Consider the following 19,780-nt stretch of genomic DNA (forward strand, 5'->3'; position numbering starts at 1 on the left):
TGTACTACATGGCGACACGTGACGAGAAGTGCGGTGGGCTCAGCAGTGTTCGGCTGGTTGGGGCTCCGCGACGGCGCGGCCGTCAAGGTTCGTACTGCTGAGTGCGCGCACGGCCTTACCGCCCGGGATCTGCGTCCAGCTCCAGTTCCGGGCGAGTTCCGCGACCAATGACAGCTCCCAGTCGGCCTCGGAGGTTTCGACGCCACCCCTCAGTGGGACTTCGCTGCTGGCCCAATGGATCGCTTCCACGACGACACCCTCGTCAGCCTGCCAGTGGCCGTCGCCGCCGCCACGAGTGAGGCGAAGCGCCACGGTGGCGGCGATCGGTTCGACGGCCAGGGCGCACGGCAGTCGAGGCGTGCTCATTGACTGCCCAGTGTTGAGCGTCAAGGTCATCATCTGCTCCTTCGCAAGACGTGGTCCCTTGGTTGAGCACGGCTTCAATCCCGCGGAAGCCGCTGTGAGATGCGGGTCACGTGCGACACGTGACCGATTTCAGGCCCGGCTGCGGCGATGCCGAGTTGTCAAGTTGTTGCTGCCGCCGCGGATGAGGCCACCCATTCGTCCTTCAAATGGCATGCCCATACGGCGCCTTGAGTGCCCCCAGAGTGCTCGCCGAGCTCACCCATCGCACATATCGGGGGTAATATCACCGGAGTGATGCGGACATTTGGGTCAGTCCCGCGACGTGGGGGAAGCCTGCGTCGACCGTCAGCCGACGACTCTGGGATAAGAGGCGGAATCGCGTCCAGCTCAATAAGGATTCGCAGAGGTGCTGGTGGCGATTGGTCACCGCAGTACTTAGGAAGGGCGAGGTCGAACAATCTGCGTTACAACCGCCGCCAGACACTCTTAACAGTGGAGATTTTACGGCGTGTCGTGACGGCCGCGCACGCCATGTCACCGATCGGGCTCGTCCGTCGAATCCGGCATTCGGAGCATGGGACCGGTTAGTTCTGCCGGAGCATCGAGCCCGGCTAAGAGTTCGACGATCTTGTCGATATTGGTCAGCCGTCGAGCCCTCGACTCCAGCATGGATAAGAAGGCCTGACTTAACCCCGTGAGTTCGGCCATGTCGCTCTGTCGCAGACTGCTTGCTACGCGAACCAGGTGGCACAGCATGCCAAAATCGCGGGTGCACAGGGCTTCCTGAACATCAGTACGTGCCCATACTGCGATCGGCACACTCGGTACAGGCTCGGGCCGATTTCGTGCGCCGTGTGAACAACTGCTGCAATATGCACCCTCGTTATATCGACTGAGGACACATTGGCATCTTTGGCAGCGGCGACCGAGTCGCTCTATATCTGTTTCCGCAGTGTGATCAGGTGCGTGGGCGTATTCCCAAGGCCTGGATTCCGTCTTCGCATTGCCTTCGCCCATTGGCTTGCGATTGGCTGGCGTGTCGGCAGCGAGGGCGATCAAGTTGCTCCCCCCAACGTCAGTTGGCATCGCGTTACTGCCCCGAGAATGCGCGTCCAGCTGGACCTGGACCTGGTCGTGAACGTGCCCCGAGCTGGCGATCACGACGCCAGAACCCACCCGAACAGGTCAGACGGCAGGCGGTTTGGCCTGCGGACATGGCCTGCACTCGCGCTCTGCACTCGCACGTTCCACGACAGGTTGATCCCAGTAACGAATGGCATTTACAGCTCCAGCGAGAGGCGAGACGGACTCGGGACGCGGGACATCAAGTGGCGGCTTCCTTCGCAGGTTTCGCCGCTCCCTACGGGCTCTGCTCAGTGCGCGGCGCGAGCGTTCGGGCGAGTCAGCGATCGCGGCCCGCTGGGGAAGATGTGGCAGTGCATTCCTGGGGGCGTCATGCTCTCGGCCGATGGAAGAACGGCGTGGCACGTCTCTCCAAGTGCAACAGTTCCCGACTCCTCCCATCGGGTGGCGGTGCCTACGGGCACCAGGAAGTACAGCCGAGGCTCCGGTCCCTCGTGGACCAGGATCGCGGGGCCGACCGGTTCCTCACGCTCGTTGAGGATCTCGATCGCTCGCCGGCCCACGGCCTCCACGGCTCGCACGGCGTCCCAACACTCGCCCACCATGCTTAGCTCGGGCTCTTCGCCGATGGGCATCCAGCGCGGCGGAAGCGCGCGAGCTGCCGGATTGGCGTCGGACACAGAATCGGACACAGAAAAGGTCTCCTCACCACTGGGTGTGAGGAGACCATTCCACTCGGTGAGTTCTATGCGCGGACAAATTGTCCGTGGGTTTTGTTCGTCAAAGCCCTTGACAGTACTACCTCATGTTGCGCTAAGGCCTGTCCAACTCCCGAACGCGGACAGCTCGTTGGTGGGGTGGGCATCCAGCCTGAGGAGCGCCGCAGTCGTCTCGCGGGCGGAGGGGTGGAACCGCGTGTGGTTCGGAGCGACCTTCCGTGCCCGCTTGAGATCGGCGAATGCTCCAGCCCGGTCACCTGTGGCGAGCTTCGCGGAAGCCACGTCGATGAAGTGGTGACTGGACCGCTCGCCGACAGTCGTAGCCGACGGAGCCCACTCACCACCAGAAGCCGGAGACCACTCAGTGAGGCGAGCGAGAGCCTGCTCGGTGTCACCCATGTCGATCATCACGTGCACTTCGTGAATACGAATGTTCGTGGGGCCGAACGACATCTCGTACGCCAACGAGTCATGGTTACCCGCCATTCCCGCCACATGCTCCGCCTCACGCAGGTACGTATCCACGCGGTCCGGATTGTTCTCGCGGGCCTCGAGCACCGCCAGCTTCAGCAGCAGCGCGCCGTCGACGGCGAGCGCATCGTCGGAGAAGGAGCGTTCCGGCTGGAGTCGCTCCAGCTCGGTCCGCAGCGCGACGAGCTTGCGGCGCCCGGACGAGTAGGCGCCCTGTCGGAGCATCGCGCCCGCGACCAGATAGCCGCCGGTGAACTGCATCAGAGGATCACCAGAGCGGTCGGCCGCCCACCGCACCCGCTCCAGAGCGGTGTTTGACAGATCGTGGTGGCCCATCTTGTGGGCCAGCGAGTTCACGGCGCGGTAGGCGCGAGCCAGGTGCCAGAACGCCTTGCTCTGGTCCCCGTTGCTGCCGTCGAGGGCTACGTGTGTCAACTCGGTGATGATCGGCGGAAGCAGAGGCCCCATCGGGGCGTAGCGGGCGTCACGACGCAGGGCTGCCACTTGGTCGACTTCCGAGGCGAGCACCGGAAGCGCGCGAGGGGCTATGTCCAAGTCGTCGGGGCTGTCGTAGCAAAGCAGGAGGCGACGCAGCTCAGGGATAACAGCGTGCACGCGGTCTTCCGCCTCCGGCTCACCATAGTACGGCTGACCGGTCAGAACCTCGGGGCCGAAGTGCAGTGCCTTGGCGAGCGACAGCACCAGCGACGGTGAAGCCTTCCGCGCACCGGACTCCAGCTTTTGTATGTAGCTCGCGGACACGGCGACCTTTTGCGCCAGTTGAGCGGTCGACAGGTTCCGTGTCCTGCGTGCCACACGGAGACGGTCTCCCAGCGTCAGGTTTTCACTCATCGGTGGATCTGTCCCTTCGCGACGGAGCACTCGAATCAGAGTACGGAAGTTGCCCCTACCCCGCGCCCCTGGTCGCCAGGTGTCAACCGAGCCAGCAGCCATGCGACGGGCGAGTGGATCTTTCTGTGTCACATGCGGGTCGCGCTACACCATTTTCCGGATTGTGTAAATCGCATTAATTAGCCAGAAACTGGGCACGCCCGAAAGGTTTCACAACGCGAGAGTCAAGTGGTTTCGGCGAATAACCTACGGACAAACTGTCCGCGCCTGAGTATCAGTCTGCCTACTGACGGTATCCGGATTCGGCGCCACTCAAGCCGCCAGGTCAGCGGGCGATGTCACCGACGCGGCGCGCTGGGCCTCAGCGCCCGGGGCAGGTTACGGATCGGACCTCAGGCCCGTTCTGCCGCTTCAGGCGCGAGCCGGCTCGTGAAACCGTCGCTACGCAACCGTTCGAAAGCCGCCGCCACGTCGTCGGAAATCTCTTGCTCGATCATGAACCCTTGCCGTGGGTACACCATGAGCCCCTGCTGAGCTCCCACCAACATATCGATGACGAGACGCGCGTCCTGGATCGAATCGACGTACTCGGAGAGCGTCATGAGTGTGGAGGTGCTCACCCACCCCCGAGTGTCACTCGGAGCGCAACCGATGACGGGCACCCCGCGATCACCCTGGTGATATCACCGCCGTTATGTGCGAAGTCCCCTCATCAGAAGCAGGGTTAAGACCATGGACAAGCAGCCCCCAAGTATCGGGTGACGTCCGGAGCGCATCGTTCCCGCAGTGCAGGCGTACCAACGCCGCACAACTGCGACGCATCGCGCCGCCGACAGACCTCGCCTCTGCCCCACCGGAAACACCACGGATGGCGGGGGCGGTTTTTGGCGCCTGTCGCGTCAGATTGCACCACCACTCAGCGGTTGCGTCTCGTGCGACCGCAGGATCCCCAGGCCACTCGCTTGCCGAGAGGTCCCGATGAGAGGAGAGCCGAGTGACCACGACCGCGAAGGGCACGAAGGCCAAGAAGGCCAAGAAGGAGGGCGGCGGGACCAGCGTCGGCCTGCTGGTCGCCGTCGAGCAGCTCGCCGTGGCCCATGACCGCAGCGAGGCGGAGCGGTCCGACGTCACCAGCTCGCAGAACAGCGCGGGCGATGACGGCGACAACCGTGACCTGAACCTTCCCAAGGAGTAGGAGGAATTCATGGAGCACCGGCTCGTCACAGGTATCGAGAAGGCGCTCGGCTGGGGCGGGCCGGGGCCCGTGGGCACTGCGTTCGCTCGCGGGCACCTCGCCGACCTGGACCTCATCACCCGGCTGATGACCCCGAACCGGCTGCTGGAGACCATCAGGCACCGCCACCTCGCCAACCCCCAGCTGCGCTGTTACGCCGCAGGAGACGAGGTACACCCCTCGCTCTTCCTGTCCACCAACGTCAACCGGCGCCGGCAGGCCGTCAGCCAGGCCGACATGGCGGCCGTCGGCCGGATCCTCAACAGCGGCGGAACCGTGGTGTTGGACCATGTCGACTCCTTCGACCTGACGCTGGAAGTCGCCTGCCGCGCTCTGGGCTGGTGGTCCGGCGAGCTCACCTCCGCCAACGTCTACCTGGCCGTCGGCGACACGGACGGCTTCAACCTGCACTGGGACGACCACGACGTGATCGCTGTGCAGCTCTCCGGCGAGAAGTCGTGGGAGGTCCGAGGCCCCTCCCGCCCAGCGCCCATGTACCGCGACGCCGAACGCAACCTCATTCCCTCGGAGGAGGTGTTCTGGAAGGGCACCATGCTGGCCGGCGACGTCATGCACATACCCCGCGGCTTCTGGCACACCGCAACGAGGATCGGCTCTGGCGACGACGGCCACTCCCTCCACGTGACCTTCGGCCTCACCAAGCGCACTGGCGTGACCTGGGCCAACTTCCTGTCCGACGCCGCGCGCGCCGACGAGAACTTCCGTACGGACCTGGAGCGCGGCGACGATACGGTCGCCGGCGACGTGCTCGCCGCGAAGCTGACCGATCTCGCCCGCGAGTACGACCCCAAGCGGTACCTCGCGGAACTGCGCGCGAACACGCCGCCCGCTCGGCACATGCCCCACGTCCCAGTGTTCGGCCCGATCGAATACGCCGCAGCTGTGACCGAGTTCGAGCCGGTCATCACACCCTCTGGTGACACGGTCCAGGTGGTCGGCGGCGGCAAGCGTCTCACCTTCCACGGCCGCGCCGAACCCGCCCTCCGTCGCCTTCTGTCCGGGCACCCGGTGCACCTCACTGACGATGACCAAGACCTCACCACGCTCGCTGAGCACCTGATCCAGGAGGGGCTGTGCGCACCGCTGACCGCCGAATCGCTCTCGGCCTATACCGGACTGGTCACACCCGACAACTACTAGAAGGCGCACTGCAGCACGGGGTCACGGACCTCGACACCGCGTTTAACTACCGCCAGTTCGCCTCCCACCGGACCCTCGCGGCGATTGCCGACGACCTGCTGCCCGCCTTCACCATCTCCACGAAGGTCGGATACTTCCCCGACGGCCACGACCTCGACCCCGCGCGGCTTCGTGTTGCGGTCGAGCAGTCGTCAGAGGAACTCGGCCGCACCCCGGACACAGTGCTCCTGCACAACCCCGAGTCCTCGGTCGACGGCTTCGCCGACGCGTGCTCCGTGCTCCTGGAGATGTGCGAGGCAGGGCTCTGTAAGACCTGGGGACTTTCCACCTGGGACCCTCGATCTCTCCTCAATGCCGACTGGGAGATTCCACGCCCGGACGTGGCGATGGTCCGCGCCGGCCTAACGGTCTCCGCCGGGATCCTCGACGCAGTGGTCGAACTCGTCGACCGAGCAAGGATCACAGAACTGTGGGGAATGGCTCCCTTCGCAGGGAACGCGGACGACTCGATCTGGCAGACCGTGGACACCTCCATGTTTCTCGTCCCGGGCCAGCAGCGCAGCGCGCTTCAGGCGGGCGTCGCCGCAGCGTTCGCGATACCTGAAGTCACCCGTCTCGCGGTCGGCACCTCCAACGTCGAGCACCTCGTTGAAGCGGTCGGTGGCTCGCGACTTGAGGTCAACACCGAAACGGTGACGGTGTACCGGGAGCTGCTGCGAGAGAGGGCTACCGTGAGCGCAGGAGCCCCGTCCAGGAAGGACCACTAGTGCAAGCCACCTTGGATGACCTCTCAACCGTTCCGCTCGGCGATGTCCTCGACGACGTCGAGCGGCGGCTCGGACGTCAGCTCAAGCGCGAGGACAGCCACTTCAGCAAGTACAACGGTACCGCCGGATTCCGAACCGACGAAGCCACATGGGTCCGGCTCGCCTGGCGGCGTACAGAGAAGATCGACACCCAGGCCTGGACCGGCTTCGAGGCTGCGGCCGCGATCAAGGGCGTGCCTCGACCCGAATGGTCGGCCGCGGCCGTCTGGACCGACCAGACACGCGGCGTGGTGTGGCGTGCGGACGAGATGACGCTTGTGGAAGACGGGGCCCTCTCCGCCACCGGCGACATCACCGCGGATCCTGGGCTGCCCGAGCAGTGGTGGATCGACCTGCGGACCGCGCTCATCCACCTCGCGAAGCACTCCACAGACCGCGTGTCCATGGGCCAGGCCCACCTGACCCGCCGAATCCACGAGGTCTACGGGAAGGACATCGACACCACGATCACCGACTGGGCCTGCGCCCACGGCGATCTCGGCTACGCCAACCTTTGCGGCCCCGGCCTGTCGATCATTGACTGGGAGAGCTGGGGCATGGGCCCGGTCGGATGGGATGCGGCCTGTTTGTGGTCCGCCTCCCTGACCGTGTCGGCGCTCGCAGAACGAGTACAGGCTCTGTTCTCCGATGTCCTGGCGACTCGCGGAGGTAAGTTGTCTCGCCTGCTGCTGTGCGCGAACGTCGAGCGAGCTTTCCGACGGACAGGCAGGAAGGCGCCGTTGACCGATACGATGGCCGCCGCCGCAGCCTCGCTGCTTCGCGAGTTGCACTAGATAGCGCGCCACGGAACCCGGTCTCGCCACGGCCGCCCGACTGACGAGCTGCCCTGCCCTTCGGCTCCCCCCGTAGCTGGAGGGCAGGGCTTCGTCACGACATCTGCCGCCCATCCCAACGACTACGAGACGGTAACCCGCGCGCCGCGCCACCGGTGGGGGCTTGCCGAGCGCGTGGGTATCGTCCTGTGTGACGCCCGCCGTTTGCTGGTGTGGACGGAAGCGGGGGATACCTCCGTGCGACACCGAGGGCTATGCCGCATTCCTGGCCGACCTTGTCCGCAACCACCGAGTGCCACGATACGAATCCGAACTGAACTGGTGATCACCGGCCAGGAGGCCAGCACCTCACACAGCGGAAGAGGGCGAAGAAGCCTCAGCCGTACGGCCGGCCGGCGACGCGATGTTGTAGCCCTACGAGTCGGAGTGCTTCCTACGATTCAGGCCACGGCGCTGGAACCAACGCGACCCGCCTGATCGCGACGGCGTTCCATACACCGTCGAGTCAAGCAGGACGAAGATCTCCGGTCGCCTACGCCGGGCTTCGGGGGAATGTTAGCGAACTGGTCGGATGCTGCTCAGGCTGCTTGACGCTCAACTCGTCGATACATACGGGTTATTGGTATAGCTTCCGCGGCAGTCGGGTGGGTGCTGCCTGCATAGGTGACGATCGCCCTCTCAGTAGGCACGTTGCCCTGCGAGGACGTCAAAGTTGCGATCTGCTTCGTATAGGTGGGGATTGCCAGTTCGAACCAAGTGATCTTCCCCGCTGTGCACGGATTCGACCCCCACTCTGTCGCCAATGCGGCGATGAGGAATAGGCCGCGCCCATGCTCATCCGTGGACAGTGGCTGGGACGGAGCCACCGGGGTGGGGTCGGCATCAGTGACTTCCACGCGGAGCCGCTCTCCGGTCCACCGTACGCACACCACGCACGCGTCCTTCGTGTACGTGACAGAGTTCGCGACCAGTTCCCCGGTGAGCAGCTTCAAGTCGTGGGTCAGCTCCTCGCCCAGATGCAGCCCAAGCTGCCGAGCGCGGTCCGCAACGCGGTCCCGTGCTGCCGGCACCTCCTCGACCAGAGGTGGGACGGTGAACGCGTAGGGCGATTCTTCGAGCGGGCGCGACATAGCTGGAACCTCTCGATGGGCAGGAGCTAGGGCGTCAACGCGATCTCCGATAAGTGAACGGATCGCTCGCCGACCTCACCGGGTAGCCCCGCAGGGCAACCGTGAGATCCGGTAAAATCCCGGCAAGTGGCGGATGACCACCATGGGCCACAGGCCGCCCGACTCCCTATCCCTCTGGTGATATCACCGTCGCGATGTCAATGAGACTGCGCCAGCCACTCACCCAGGGCCGCGACGACCGAACTCTTTCCCACCCGGTGAACACACGGTTCTGCTCGTCCTCCGGCAACGCGGCCAGCGTCGTGGCTGCGCCGTTCGGCGCGAAGATCGACCACAGATCGGACCAGGACCGTGGACTGTTTCCACGGACGGGAGCGGCGTGTTCACCCCCTTGCGAAAGATCGAGCACCACCGCAACGAAGATCAAACTGACGCGATCGGCCCCAGACGAAACGCGGAGGTTGGCACGTTCTTACGAATGTCACCAACGGCGGCCACACCACGAACTGCGATGCGGCAGAAGGTCTACCTGAGAATCCCGAAGGTCACCGCTGCGGCCAGTCCGCCAAGCAGAGCGCCGGCAATGGTCTGCGTGACGGTGTGGCCACGAAGTGAACCGTCCCGGGTTTGATCGAGGCTCAGCGGCGGCATTGCTAGCTAGAACCGTCGCCGTGTCCATTCTGGTGATCATTATTCCGCCTGTGCCTGGAAGCTGGTTCAGCGCAGTAGGGCGAAGGTGCCGGCGGCAACCGCTGTACCGAGAATGGTGCCGGCTACCACTTGGCCGAGAGTGTGGTCGCGTAGCTCGACCCGCGACCAGCCAACGATCGCGACAGCGACGTAGCCGAGCAGCAGCCACGGGCTGATCGCTTGTACGAGCATGATGACAGCGCCAGCTGATACGGCTTGGTGAACGCTGATCTTCCAGGCCGTAGTGATCAGCATCAGGATGGCGAGCGTGGCAATCATGCTGGCTACGAGCGCGATCAGCACGGGTGGCGAGCCGAAGGTGACCATGAGCAGGAGTCCGACTGCCACGGACGCCAGGATGACTGCCATGACGACGAGCCGGGCCGTTCGCGCGTCGACGTTGCGGTTGTCCCAGCGCCCCTTGCGTATGCCGTGGTCGATGAACGCCATGGGTATCACTGCGGCAAAGAGGATGCCGACGCAGCTCCAGGCGACACCCACCAAGCCCTCGGCATGCCACCCGGTGGCCAGGCAGACGATGACGATCCATGTCTTCGGGTGGAGCCATTCACTGATCAAGGTCGCACGCCTGTGCTGCGGCCTGCTTTCCATGTCTGTGAGAGTCATGCCGCGGTCATCTCCGCTCTGTCGTTGAGTCGCGCTCTTGTTGCCTCGGCCTGGGCGAATTCCGCCACATGAGGGCAGTGCTGGTAAGCGGCACTGACGTTGCGTAGCCATCGGAGCTCGCTGTCCGGATCCTGGCCGTCCCTCAGTGAGCGAGGGTGGTCTCCCGGGCGCGGCTGCGCGTCTGGAGCAATCAGTGCCGCAGCCTTGAGCCAGGACGCCTCAGCGATCTCGTCACGCAGGTTTGCGAAGTGGGAGCAGGAGTCGGCTGCTGTGAGCGCGCGTTCTTGCACCGAGGCGGGGATGTACTCCCGTAGAGCGAGAGACGCGTCCCCGATTTCTACCAGGCACCGATGGAAGCGGAGATGGACGCGTCGGCGAGGTAGGTCGGTCTGAAGGACGACGTGGGGAGCGGCGGATGTGAGGCCCCACCAAAGAGGCTGCAGTTCTTTGAGCGCTCTCCATTCGCTCACGGTTGAAGCTGCTACGGAGATGGGTGGGAGGCAACTTCCCACCGATATAACGAAGATGGCGGATACCTTGAGAGCAGTCGACAGCTGTTCCTGATGAGTTGTCATATCTACTGACGGGGTGCTGGATGCGCAGAGAACGAGATAGCCCGCACGCTCAGTCGCGTAGAGGATGCCGATGCCGCATCCGATTCCCAGTAGTGCTAGTCCTGCACGAACCCACCCGTCCTTGGAGTGGCGGGCGGCGTAGAAGAAGAGTGAGGACGCCACCGTCATTGAAAGGCCGATGTATGTCGTGAAAACGGCAACATGCAGTAGTGCCCACGGGGAGCTGCTGTTGGCTTCCAGGTAGTCCTCGCCCTGACTGCTGGTTGGTCCAATGGCAAAGAAGAAGACCATCAGTACCCAGGCGGCTGTGCGTGCTGCCCAACGCGTGCGGGTCAGATATCCATGGGGGCGAACTACGGCTATTACGAAGTCCACGACCGCCGTTGCAGAGAGTGTGCCGGTCAAGTGCTTCATCAAGTAAGACAAGTTGTCGATGCCAGCCGCACGGTCGAAGCTGGAGGAAACGGCAGGGATCTCCAATGTCATGGCTACTGCGAGGGCGGCAAAGGCGGTACTCAATGCCCGCTGCTTGCGTGAGTGACGCAGGGAGGGGAGCCTCCACAACGTCACTGCCCACAACAGACCTGCGACGACTATCTGATGGTTCATCGGCTAGCGGTTCTTTCTGGGGTGCACCAGCGCGCCATCGACGCGGGCAAGAAGGCCGGTGCGAGTGTCCATGTCCGCGTCGGCGGCTATCTCTTCGCAGATGTCGCGCAGGATGGAGGCTGCGAACTCGGCGTCCTGTTCGTCCTGCGTGGCGTAGCTGGTCCGCGCGAATGCGCCTTGGAGGGCTGTGGGTTCGATTTCTGACGGCAGCGAGTCCGCCAGCGCGGCAGCGTGGCTGCTGCCGCTATGGCCCAGGAAGTAATGGGCCAGTTCATGGAGGATCACATGCTCGCGATGCTTTTCGCTGGTTCCGCCGGCGTGATAGATGTAGTCGCTTTTGGCGTAGGCCAGCCACAGCCCGCACGGCGCGTCGGGTCCGCCGGTGTCCGGCATGACATTGAGGACCATCTTCCGCCCCCTGGAAGCAGCCAACTCTGCGCAGAACGCCTCTATGTTGAACGGCCTGGGTATGCGGATGCCGCGGAGGTGAGTTTCACATGCAGCTCGGATTCGCTTTTCCCGCTCTCGCGCATCGAGCGGGTCTCGCTGCCTCCTGATGGCCCAGTGGAGCATATGACGGGTCTTTCTTGCAGGCGAAAGGGGGAGTTGGTCATTTTCTACGCTGCACCGTAATACATGCCCGTCACACGCATCGACGCGCATCCAGTAATTGGTGGCTGGCGGTAGAAGTTGTGGGGCAATAGGGACAAGTCCACTTGCCTGAAGGTTTCGAAATCAACTATCACCCTCGTCCAGGCCCTCCAGCTTTCGGGTCTGCTCGATCACTGTGCGGATCATTTGAAGGGACTGGCGGCTCAGTCCGTTGGCTCTTGTCGCCAGGGTCTCGACGCCCGCGTCCCGCATGGTCGCGAGGAGGGCCAATCCCTCTTCGACAAGATCTTTATCGTCTGTCGAGAGATCCTTCGTGAAGTAGTCCGGTCGAACGTGGAAGAAATGGGCCAGGGCGCTGAGCGTATTGATCGTCGGGTTTCGCTGCTCTCCGCTCCTCAGTTGGCTGATGGTGCTTGGGGATACCGACGGGCCCCCGGCCTTCGCGATGGTGCGCGACACATCGCTGTGCCGGTAGGGCTTGCCTGTCGAGGGGTCCGGTACTGACGCGAACAGGCCGTTGAGGCGCTCGGCGATCGTTCCAGCCTCGGGGTCTGAGCTGTCTTCGATGGTGGGTTTTGGCATGGTGCTTCCGATCTCTCGCTGACCGCCTCAGCGTACTTCACTGGCGATTCTGGCAGATTCGGGGAAGCTGAGGTCACTTTAATGTTGACAGCTGCCCTGTTGATCAGCGTATGTTCATGGTCCAACCCATACGCAGCGTGACGAACGGAGGGCAACACAGTGCCACGAACACGCGGTCCGGCCACGTCCTCGGCGGGCACTTCCGCACCTGCCGAGGCTCGGGCAAGTCCGCCGTAACCGTCTTAAATGCCAACGGCGTCCAGGAGCTACCAACTCCGGGACGCCGGGCCGGCACCCCGAGGGGGCCGAATCACATCTCGCGGGCGGCGTGCCTTTTGCACGAGAACGCCACACCGCGCTCCTACGAACAACGGAGTATCGCATGCTCGCCATGCCGAGCGGAACCCCGGCCTGCCCGGACACCGATCGCCAGCACCGCCTCGCCGCCCAGCTCGCCGACATGATTCCGGGCGCGGCGACCATCCGGGTCAGCCTCAACGACCCGAAGCAGGCGTGGCCCCACCCGCACGCCATCGTCAAGGACGAGGCCGGGGAGACCATGGAGCTGGGCCGGACGACCGCCAGGGTCGCAGCCCGCTGGATCCTGCGGGTCTGGCCGGAGGCGGACTGGACACGGCCGCACACCTTCGACCTCGCCGACGCGACCCTCACCCGCAGCGACCTGATCGCCGCCGGTCGGGGCCGCTGACATGGCGCGGATACGAACCATCAAGCCGGAGGCATTTGTCTCCGAGTCGCTCGCCGAAGTGAGCGTCGAGGCAGAGCGGACCTTCTTCGGACTGCTCACCCAGGCCGACGACCACGGTCGCCACCGCGACAATGCCGCGATCATCGCCGGGCTGCTCTGGCCCCTACGCGCCGAGCACACCTCGGTCCACGTCGAGGACGACCTCCACCAGCTCGCGAACGCTGGCCTGATCTGCCGATACACCGGCTGCGACGGCCGCCGCTACCTCCACATCGTGACCTGGTCCGAGCACCAGAAGATCGACAAGCCGAGCCAGTCCCGCCTGCCCTCCTGCTCGCAGCACCACGGTGCCGACCGGTGCGGCCCCTGCAAGGGGACCTGCACCAAGCGGGCCAAGGAGTCGCCCACCCCTCCCCGAGGCCTCGCCGAAGCTTCGCCGAACGCTCCCCGAGCCCTCGATCTGCCCGCGCAGCCCGCCGCGACGCCTCGCGGCCACGCAGACCAGGCTCCCGCCGCCCAGCAGGACGCCTTCGACGGCATGGCCGGCATCCCTAGCCGCGCGGGCACGAAAAATGCAGGTCAGGACGCATTCGCCGAGGGCTCCCCGAACCTTCCCCGAAGCCTCGGAGAGGGCTCGGCGCCTGGATCTAGGATCTTGGATCCTGGATCTTCTATCCCTACGGGGCGCACAGCGCCCGCAGCCCCCGTATCAGCCAACCATCTCGTCAGCGAGTACGTCGCTGCCTGCGACGAACGCCCGCCCAGCGACGTGATCGGGCACCTCGGGCGGATCACCAAGAAGCTCCTGGGCGAGGGCATCGCCCCGGAGCACATCCGGGCCGGACTGCAGAACTTCGCAGCCAACCCCAAGCACCCGAGCGTGCTGACCAGCATGGTCAACGAGGCCATGAACGCACGCTCCGGTGGTTTGGCGCGGCCGGGAATCCGCCCTAACGTGCCCGCTCACCAGGCGTGGACCAACCCGGCCAACGCTGCTGCCGCCTACGCCGAGGAGCTGTGATGCGCACCCGTAACCGCGAACCGCAGACCCTCGGCGAGGGCACCCTGGACCGGATGGCCCGGATCCTGGCCGCTCGCAACATCGCCCCGGCCGCCGTCGCTGCACTGGTCGACGAGCCCGAGCCGTTCTCCCCGCTGGACGCCCTGTCGGCGGGGATGCCCCCGCGCTACCAGGCCGCCGTCGCCGACCACCCCCAGGTCCTGGCCTGGGCCCGGGACGTTGCCGAGGCGGCCGTCGCCCCCAGCCTGGGAGCCCGACGGCAGGTCACCACCGGACCCAGCCTGCTGATGGCCGGGGTCGTCGGCGCGGGCAAGACGCACCAGGCGTACGGTGCGGTCCGGCGGCTGGTGCAGAGCGGAGTCGGCGTGCGCTGGCGCGCGACCACCGCCGCCGACCTGTACGCAGACCTGCGCCCCCGGCCCGGGGTCGATAGCGAGCGGGAGCTGGCGGCCGTCAGCCGCTGCCCGCTGCTGATCATCGATGACCTCGGCGCGGCCAAGGCGTCCGAGTGGGTCGAGGAAGTGACGTATCGGCTGATCAACCGCCGGTACAACCACATGCTCCCGACCTTGATCACCACCAATCTGGCGATTAAGGACCTCCGGGCCTACCTCGGCGACCGCGTCACCTCCCGGCTCGCGCAGATGACCACCCGGGTCGAGTTCGAGCCGGTCGACCGCAGACGCCACCGCGCCGCAGCCTGACCCGCCGCAGGCCGCCACGCCGGGCCGCGCCCTCAGCGCGCCGCCCCATGCACCTCCCGACCCAGCGCACCCCTCCGCCGACGCCCCTGCACGCGGAGAGCGATCGGAGCAACCCGCATGACCACCACGACGATCAGCAGTGCCCGCCATCGGTCGCTCGGCGACCACACCTGGCGGGACCAGGCCGTCTGCCAGAGCACCGAGTACAACCCGGTGGACCCCGAAATCTTCTTCCCGGAGCCAGACGAGACCGACAAGATCACCGCCGCGAAGTCGCTGTGCGGCCAGTGCCTCGTCCGCCGCACCTGCCTGGACGCCGCCCTGGAAAGCGGCGACACCGACGGCATCCGGGGCGGACTGACCGAGGAGGAGCGCGGGCCGCTGCACGAGAAGCTCGCCAACCGTCTCGACTACAGCCGCGTCAACGCCACCATCGCCGGGCGCGACGTCCACCTCACCAAGGCCGAGCGCCGCGCGGTCGTCCACGCCGCCTACCGCCACGGGGTGACCGAGCAGCGCCTGTCCTGGCTCCTGAAGATCACCGAGGAGCACGCCCAGAAGCTGTACCGCGAGACCCGCCGCGCCCTGCGCAACCGAGACTTGGAGCAGACCACGAAGACCACCTTGCCTCCCGAGGCCGACGGCGAGCGCCTGGGCCGCGACGACTTCGGGACGGCGGCGTGAGCATCGCGAGCGCGCCCAAGGCGGCGCACATCACCGGATGGGACCGCGCGGTCGTCATCGCCCTGGGCGGCGCGGGATGCGCGTTGTCGTACGACGCCCTCCAGCAGATGGCCGTCGCCATCCACGTCCGCGGTTTCCTGACCTACCTCTTCCCGCTGGTGATCGACGGGTTCATCGCCTACGGCATACGGGCGCTCCTGGTCCTCCGCGACGCACCCCTGCGCGCCCGGCTCTACGTCTGGACGCTCTTCGGTACGGCCACGGCCGCCAGCATCTGGGCCAACGCGCTTCACGCGGTGCGACTCAACGAGGAAGCGGTTGCGGTCACCGGGCTCCGGCTCGGGGACACAGTGGTCGCGGTGCTGTCCACCATCGCCCCGCTCGCGCTGGCCGGAGCGGTCCACCTCTACATCCTCATTGCCCGGGGCCCGGTCAAGGGTAGTGACCGCGAGGACCTCGGTCAGGCCGGTCACCTCGGTCAGGCTGACCGACCCGAGGGCATCGCGGTCACCCGGACTGACCGGGTCGGTCAGCAGCCGCAAGCCGGTCAGGTCAGCGCCGGGCAACCGGTCACTGCCCTGACCGACCGGCCGCGACTGTCCCTGGACAAGCAGACCCCGAGCCCTCGGTCACTGACCGGGGACAGTGCCCCGGCGGACAGCAGCAACCCGGTCACCGGTCACCACGGTCAGCCGCACGAGGCCGCTGACCTGCCCGGACAGTCGGACACCGCGCCGCCGGTCACTGACCGTCCGGCCGGCACCGAGCCGGTCACCGGCCGCCAGGACAGCCTCGCGCCGCTCCCCGACCGGCCGGTCACTCCGCAGCCGGTCACTGACCGGGACACCCGCACAACCAGTGACCGGCGGCCTGACCCGGACACCGAGGAGCTGCTGAAGATCGCCCGGTCAGCGGTCAGGGCCGAGGACAAGCTGACCCGCAAGGTGGTCGCCCAGGCGATCCGAGGTCAGCAGATCCCGCTGTCCAGCGACACCCTGACCGTCCTGATGGCCCAGCTCCGCAAGCAGCACGGACAGCCGGTCACCTCCGCCCGGAACTGACCGGACAGCACGCAGAGGGTGACCGAGCCGGACACCCCGGCCGGTCACCCGCTCCCGGACACGCCCCCACATCCTTCCGAAGCGAACCGGAGAGCACCTCATGCGCACCCACCCGGCCACACCTGCCGAGGTCGATTCCTGGCTGACCGTCCTGCACTGGCGCGGTCACCTTCACCGCGCCCAATCCGGACCCGGCAACACCTGGACAGTGCAACGAACCCCACATTCTCGCCCCTGGACCCTGCACCATCCGGTCCTGGCCATGGACTGGATCGAGGAACTCGTCCGCGAAATCCGGCAACAGAACCCGGAGGAGAGCCGGTGACCGCCAACGACCCGACGGTCACCACGCCCGGACTGGAGCGTGACCCCGCGACGGCTCCTGGCGGAGCAAGTTGTCGCGTACGACGGTCCTACGGCCCGTCGTACGCACTTGCCCCCGCCCAGGAGGGCGCGGGAAGTCCGGCTGGTCCCCGAGCGAGGGCGCACGGGGACCAGCCGGACTCCCAGCACCAGGGGGCGCCGGTCGCAGGGGGAGAAGCAGACCGCCACGACCACCGAGAGCAGCCGAGCCCGAGCACGCCCGCCTTCCCCGACCGCAAACCGCGCCGCCGCAGCCGCAACCCGAGCGAGCGCACCCGCAAGACGACCACCCGCCTCTCCGACACAGAGAAAGCCGAGATCGTCGCCGCCGCCGCGCAGCGCGGCGTCACCGTCGCCCGATTCCTCGCCGCCGCCGGCCTCGCCGCCGCCCGCGGTTCCACCGCCTTGCACACCAACGAACAACTCGACACCGCCATCGACGAGCTGGCCGCCCTGCGCACCGCCCTCTCCAGGGTTGGCAACAACATCAACCAGATCGCCTACATCTACAACGCCGGAGGGCAGCCCCGCCCCGGCGAGCTCGACCACGCCCTCACGGCCCTGACCCGACTCCTGGCCCGCATCGACGACACGGCCGACGCCCTGGTGAAGAAGCGACTCTGATGGTCCCCAAGATCCGACGCGGCTCACGAACCCACGGCCTACTCGTCTACCTGTACGGCCCCGGCAAACGCGACGAACACATCGATGCCCACCTTGTTGGGAGTTGGGACGGCTTCGCCCCCGACCCCGGACGGGACACCAGCCCCGACCCCGACCCCAAGGTCACCCTCGCCCGCCTGTCCGCAGCGCTGGACCTGCGGGTCAAGCAGGCCGGCACCACGGCACCGGCCCAGCACGTCTGGCACTGCTCGGTCCGCACCGACCCCGGCGACCGACATCTGACCGACGCCGAATGGAACATCGTCGCCCGCCGCCTGGTCCACGCCGTCAACCTCGCCCCAGAAGGCGATCCCGACGGCTGCCGCTGGGTCGCCGTACGGCACGCCGACGACCACATCCACATCGTGGCCACCATGGTCCGAGGCGACCTGCGCCGTCCGAGGATGAACTACGACTTCAAGAAGGCCCAGGCCGAATGCCGCCGCATCGAGAAGGAGATGGGGTTCCGCCAGCTCAGGCCCGGCGACGGCACCGGAGCGAAGTCCCCCACCAGCGCGGAGCGTTTCAAGGCCGAGCGCACCGGTCGGTCCGAGGCCCCTCGCGAGACTCTCCGCGAAGCCGTGCGCCAAGCCCTCGCCGGGGCGGCCACCGAAGAGGAGTTCTTCACCAGGCTCCGGGAGGCGGGCCTCCGCGTGAAGGTCCGAAACGCCCCGTCTGGCGACGCCATCGGCTACAACGTCGCGCTTCCCGGTGACCGTAACCGCGACGGCGCACCGATCTGGTACCCCGGCTCCAAGCTGGCCCCCGACCTCTCACTCCCCAAGATCCGCCGCCGACTGGCCGACGGCACCGCTGACCAGACGACGCACCCGGCGGCGACCAGCGGCCGAACGGACTGGTCCCCGCCCGCCCGGGAACGACGCAACGCCACCGGTATCGCCGAGCGCGCCGCCGTCCTGCTCGACAGCGACGACGACGAAGCCGCAGGTCAACTGGTGGGGATCGGCGAACTCCTGGATGCGGTGACACAGACCTCCCCGGCCGCTACCCGCGCCGAGCTGGGCGCCGCCGCCCGATCCTTCGAGCGTGCCACCCGCAGCCACGTCCGAGCGGAGCATGCCGACACGCGGGCGATCCGCTCGGCGGCCCGGGGCATCATCCAGGCCGGCAGCGCCCTCGGACGTGGCGAGGACGGTGGCACCACCGCCATGCTCCTCTCCACCCTGGTCCTGGTCACGATCGCCGCCGCCCGCTGGCACTCCGCCCGGGGACACGCCCAGCAGGCTCACGCTTCCCGACAGACCGCCGAGCATCTGCGAGCCGCCTACCGACAGGCCGCTGCCACTCCCATGCAGGCCCTACACGACCAAGGTCGCGCTCTACCGGAAGCCGAACGCCGCGCCCACCAAGCCACCATCCGCGCAGCACTACCCGACGGGGTGATGCGAGCAGACAGCTCGTCCACGGCCGATGCCCTGACCGCCACACTTGCCCAGGCCGAGCACGCAGGCCACGACCCCAAGGCCCTCCTCCAGCAGGCCATCGAGATGCGCGAACTCGACACGGCTGACGACGTGAACGACGTGCTTGTCTGGCGACTGCGCCGCCTTGCCCAGCTTCCCGCTCACCCGGGTGAAGCGACGCGCCGCCCGCAGGCCGGCACCAGCCAGACAAGGGCCCCGACCAGTCGCACCAACAACCGGACGGCACCCACGGCAGCAGCTCGCCCCACCACCTCCGACCCACGCAACCGCCCACCGCGCCGCTGACGAGGGTCCGGCGGGCCGGGTGACCGGCCCGCCGGCCTTCGAGAAACCCCTGGACAAGCAGCTCCACCGGCTGTTACGGATGGAAACAGAAGTACCTCGACCGGGAGATGACGCTCGTGCTCAGAACCACCGACCGCCCCGCAGAGCCGACACCCGTGCTGCCCGTCCTCCCCGCCGGCACCGATCCCCTGCTGCAACTCGAGTACGAGACGCAGCCGCCCAGCGGCCCCGGCGCGACGCGCTGCCTCAGCCACCCGAGTGCCCTGGCCCTTCGTGGCATCCCGGTGATGTGCACGGCCTGCCGCGCTCGCCGCGACTGGCTACTCATCAACCACGGACGGAACGTCTGGGTTTGCTGCCGCTGCAGCAACCAGTGGCTCGAACCGGAGATCAGCCGAGCCGACTTCGACGCACTGATCGCCATCCCGGACGGAACGACTTACTCCAGCGTCGAGCAGGGCCTGGCCGCGCTCGGCTTCGACGGGGCCTTCGCCGGCACCTACCTGGACTAGTCGAGCGGCGGCGTGCCGAACG

Annotated in this window: 21 protein-coding genes and 1 pseudogene; 13 read left to right on the forward strand and 9 right to left on the reverse strand. The window is 66.6% G+C overall.

Annotated elements, in window-relative coordinates; translation table 11 throughout:
• Positions 1 to 39 precede the first annotated feature (39 nt).
• The 4 genes and pseudogenes from ACZ68L_RS26510 to ACZ68L_RS26525 all read right to left on the reverse strand — a co-directional run.
• Positions 40 to 366, reverse strand: coding sequence for a hypothetical protein (locus ACZ68L_RS26510; protein ID WP_469581102.1), 327 nt, complete (start codon positions 364 to 366; stop codon positions 40 to 42).
• Between the two features lie 534 nt (positions 367 to 900).
• Positions 901 to 1,185 (reverse strand): hypothetical protein, encoded by a 285-nt coding sequence (locus ACZ68L_RS26515; protein ID WP_469581105.1) that lies wholly within the window; start codon positions 1,183 to 1,185, stop codon positions 901 to 903.
• 1,067 nt (positions 1,186 to 2,252) lie between these two features.
• Positions 2,253 to 3,521, reverse strand: a complete 1,269-nt coding sequence (locus tag ACZ68L_RS26520; RefSeq protein ID WP_469581108.1) for a helix-turn-helix domain-containing protein — start codon at positions 3,519 to 3,521, stop codon at positions 2,253 to 2,255.
• A gap of 362 nt (positions 3,522 to 3,883) precedes the next feature.
• A pseudogene (locus tag ACZ68L_RS26525) lies at positions 3,884 to 4,114 on the reverse strand (YdcF family protein); the annotation flags it as partial.
• Positions 4,115 to 4,485: 371 nt separating this feature from the next.
• Here ACZ68L_RS26525 and ACZ68L_RS26530 point away from each other — a divergent pair.
• From ACZ68L_RS26530 to ACZ68L_RS26545, 4 genes are read left to right on the forward strand one after another with little or no spacing between them, the layout of a single operon-like run.
• The gene (locus ACZ68L_RS26530; RefSeq protein WP_469581111.1) at positions 4,486 to 4,686 is read left to right on the forward strand and encodes a hypothetical protein; all 201 of its coding nucleotides are present in this window, start codon (positions 4,486 to 4,488) and stop codon (positions 4,684 to 4,686) included.
• Positions 4,687 to 4,695: 9 nt separating this feature from the next.
• On the forward strand, positions 4,696 to 5,886 hold the full coding sequence (locus ACZ68L_RS26535) for a JmjC domain-containing protein (protein WP_469581114.1): 1,191 nt from the start codon (positions 4,696 to 4,698) through the stop codon (positions 5,884 to 5,886).
• Complete coding sequence (locus ACZ68L_RS26540) at positions 5,820 to 6,653, forward strand: aldo/keto reductase (protein ID WP_469581118.1); 834 nt, start codon at positions 5,820 to 5,822, stop codon at positions 6,651 to 6,653. Before ACZ68L_RS26535 ends, ACZ68L_RS26540 begins: the two co-directional genes overlap by 67 nt.
• Positions 6,653 to 7,486, forward strand: coding sequence for a protein kinase family protein (locus ACZ68L_RS26545; RefSeq protein ID WP_469581120.1), 834 nt, complete (start codon positions 6,653 to 6,655; stop codon positions 7,484 to 7,486). Before ACZ68L_RS26540 ends, ACZ68L_RS26545 begins: the two co-directional genes overlap by 1 nt.
• Before the next feature lie 578 nt (positions 7,487 to 8,064).
• Here the strand turns inward: ACZ68L_RS26545 and ACZ68L_RS26550 are convergent.
• The 5 genes from ACZ68L_RS26550 to ACZ68L_RS26570 form a co-directional block, all read right to left on the reverse strand.
• On the reverse strand, positions 8,065 to 8,616 hold the full coding sequence (locus tag ACZ68L_RS26550; protein ID WP_469581123.1) for an ATP-binding protein: 552 nt from the start codon (positions 8,614 to 8,616) through the stop codon (positions 8,065 to 8,067).
• Between the two features lie 717 nt (positions 8,617 to 9,333).
• Positions 9,334 to 9,933, reverse strand: a complete 600-nt coding sequence (locus tag ACZ68L_RS26555; protein WP_469581125.1) for a hypothetical protein — start codon at positions 9,931 to 9,933, stop codon at positions 9,334 to 9,336.
• Positions 9,930 to 11,117 (reverse strand): MAB_1171c family putative transporter, encoded by a 1,188-nt coding sequence (locus ACZ68L_RS26560; RefSeq protein ID WP_469581129.1) that lies wholly within the window; start codon positions 11,115 to 11,117, stop codon positions 9,930 to 9,932. Before ACZ68L_RS26560 ends, ACZ68L_RS26555 begins: the two co-directional genes overlap by 4 nt.
• A 3-nt stretch (positions 11,118 to 11,120) precedes the next feature.
• Entirely contained in the window at positions 11,121 to 11,525 is a 405-nt protein-coding gene (locus ACZ68L_RS26565) for a secondary metabolite protein (protein ID WP_469581132.1), read from the reverse strand.
• Positions 11,526 to 11,852: 327 nt separating this feature from the next.
• Positions 11,853 to 12,311, reverse strand: a complete 459-nt coding sequence (locus ACZ68L_RS26570) for a helix-turn-helix domain-containing protein (RefSeq protein WP_469581135.1) — start codon at positions 12,309 to 12,311, stop codon at positions 11,853 to 11,855.
• A gap of 382 nt (positions 12,312 to 12,693) precedes the next feature.
• Between ACZ68L_RS26570 and ACZ68L_RS26575 the strand changes: the two genes are divergently transcribed.
• The 9 genes from ACZ68L_RS26575 (at position 12,694) to ACZ68L_RS26615 (ending at position 19,758) form a co-directional block, all read left to right on the forward strand.
• Positions 12,694 to 13,020, forward strand: coding sequence for a transcriptional regulator (locus ACZ68L_RS26575; RefSeq protein ID WP_469581137.1), 327 nt, complete (start codon positions 12,694 to 12,696; stop codon positions 13,018 to 13,020).
• A gap of 1 nt (position 13,021) precedes the next feature.
• Positions 13,022 to 14,041: a hypothetical protein gene (locus tag ACZ68L_RS26580; protein WP_469581140.1), complete on the forward strand. Its 1,020-nt coding sequence runs from the start codon at positions 13,022 to 13,024 to the stop codon at positions 14,039 to 14,041.
• Entirely contained in the window at positions 14,041 to 14,745 is a 705-nt protein-coding gene (locus tag ACZ68L_RS26585) for an ATP-binding protein (RefSeq protein WP_469581143.1), read from the forward strand. Before ACZ68L_RS26580 ends, ACZ68L_RS26585 begins: the two co-directional genes overlap by 1 nt.
• A 117-nt stretch (positions 14,746 to 14,862) precedes the next feature.
• A complete protein-coding gene (locus ACZ68L_RS26590) occupies positions 14,863 to 15,429 on the forward strand; it encodes a WhiB family transcriptional regulator (protein WP_469581146.1) in 567 nt (188 codons plus the stop codon).
• The gene (locus ACZ68L_RS26595; RefSeq protein ID WP_469581147.1) at positions 15,426 to 16,490 is read left to right on the forward strand and encodes a DUF2637 domain-containing protein; all 1,065 of its coding nucleotides are present in this window, start codon (positions 15,426 to 15,428) and stop codon (positions 16,488 to 16,490) included. The genes ACZ68L_RS26590 and ACZ68L_RS26595 overlap by 4 nt, the downstream gene beginning before the upstream one ends.
• Before the next feature lie 100 nt (positions 16,491 to 16,590).
• Complete coding sequence (locus ACZ68L_RS26600; RefSeq protein WP_469581150.1) at positions 16,591 to 16,815, forward strand: hypothetical protein; 225 nt, start codon at positions 16,591 to 16,593, stop codon at positions 16,813 to 16,815.
• A complete protein-coding gene (locus ACZ68L_RS26605; RefSeq protein ID WP_469581153.1) occupies positions 16,812 to 17,477 on the forward strand; it encodes a plasmid mobilization protein in 666 nt (221 codons plus the stop codon). The genes ACZ68L_RS26600 and ACZ68L_RS26605 overlap by 4 nt, the downstream gene beginning before the upstream one ends.
• A complete protein-coding gene (locus ACZ68L_RS26610) occupies positions 17,477 to 19,246 on the forward strand; it encodes a relaxase/mobilization nuclease domain-containing protein (protein ID WP_469581156.1) in 1,770 nt (589 codons plus the stop codon). Before ACZ68L_RS26605 ends, ACZ68L_RS26610 begins: the two co-directional genes overlap by 1 nt.
• 107 nt (positions 19,247 to 19,353) lie before the next feature.
• Entirely contained in the window at positions 19,354 to 19,758 is a 405-nt protein-coding gene (locus ACZ68L_RS26615; protein ID WP_124284364.1) for a hypothetical protein, read from the forward strand.
• The last annotated feature ends 22 nt before the right edge of the window (positions 19,759 to 19,780 follow it).

Source organism: Streptomyces sp. NPDC104309, from assembly GCF_055584025.1.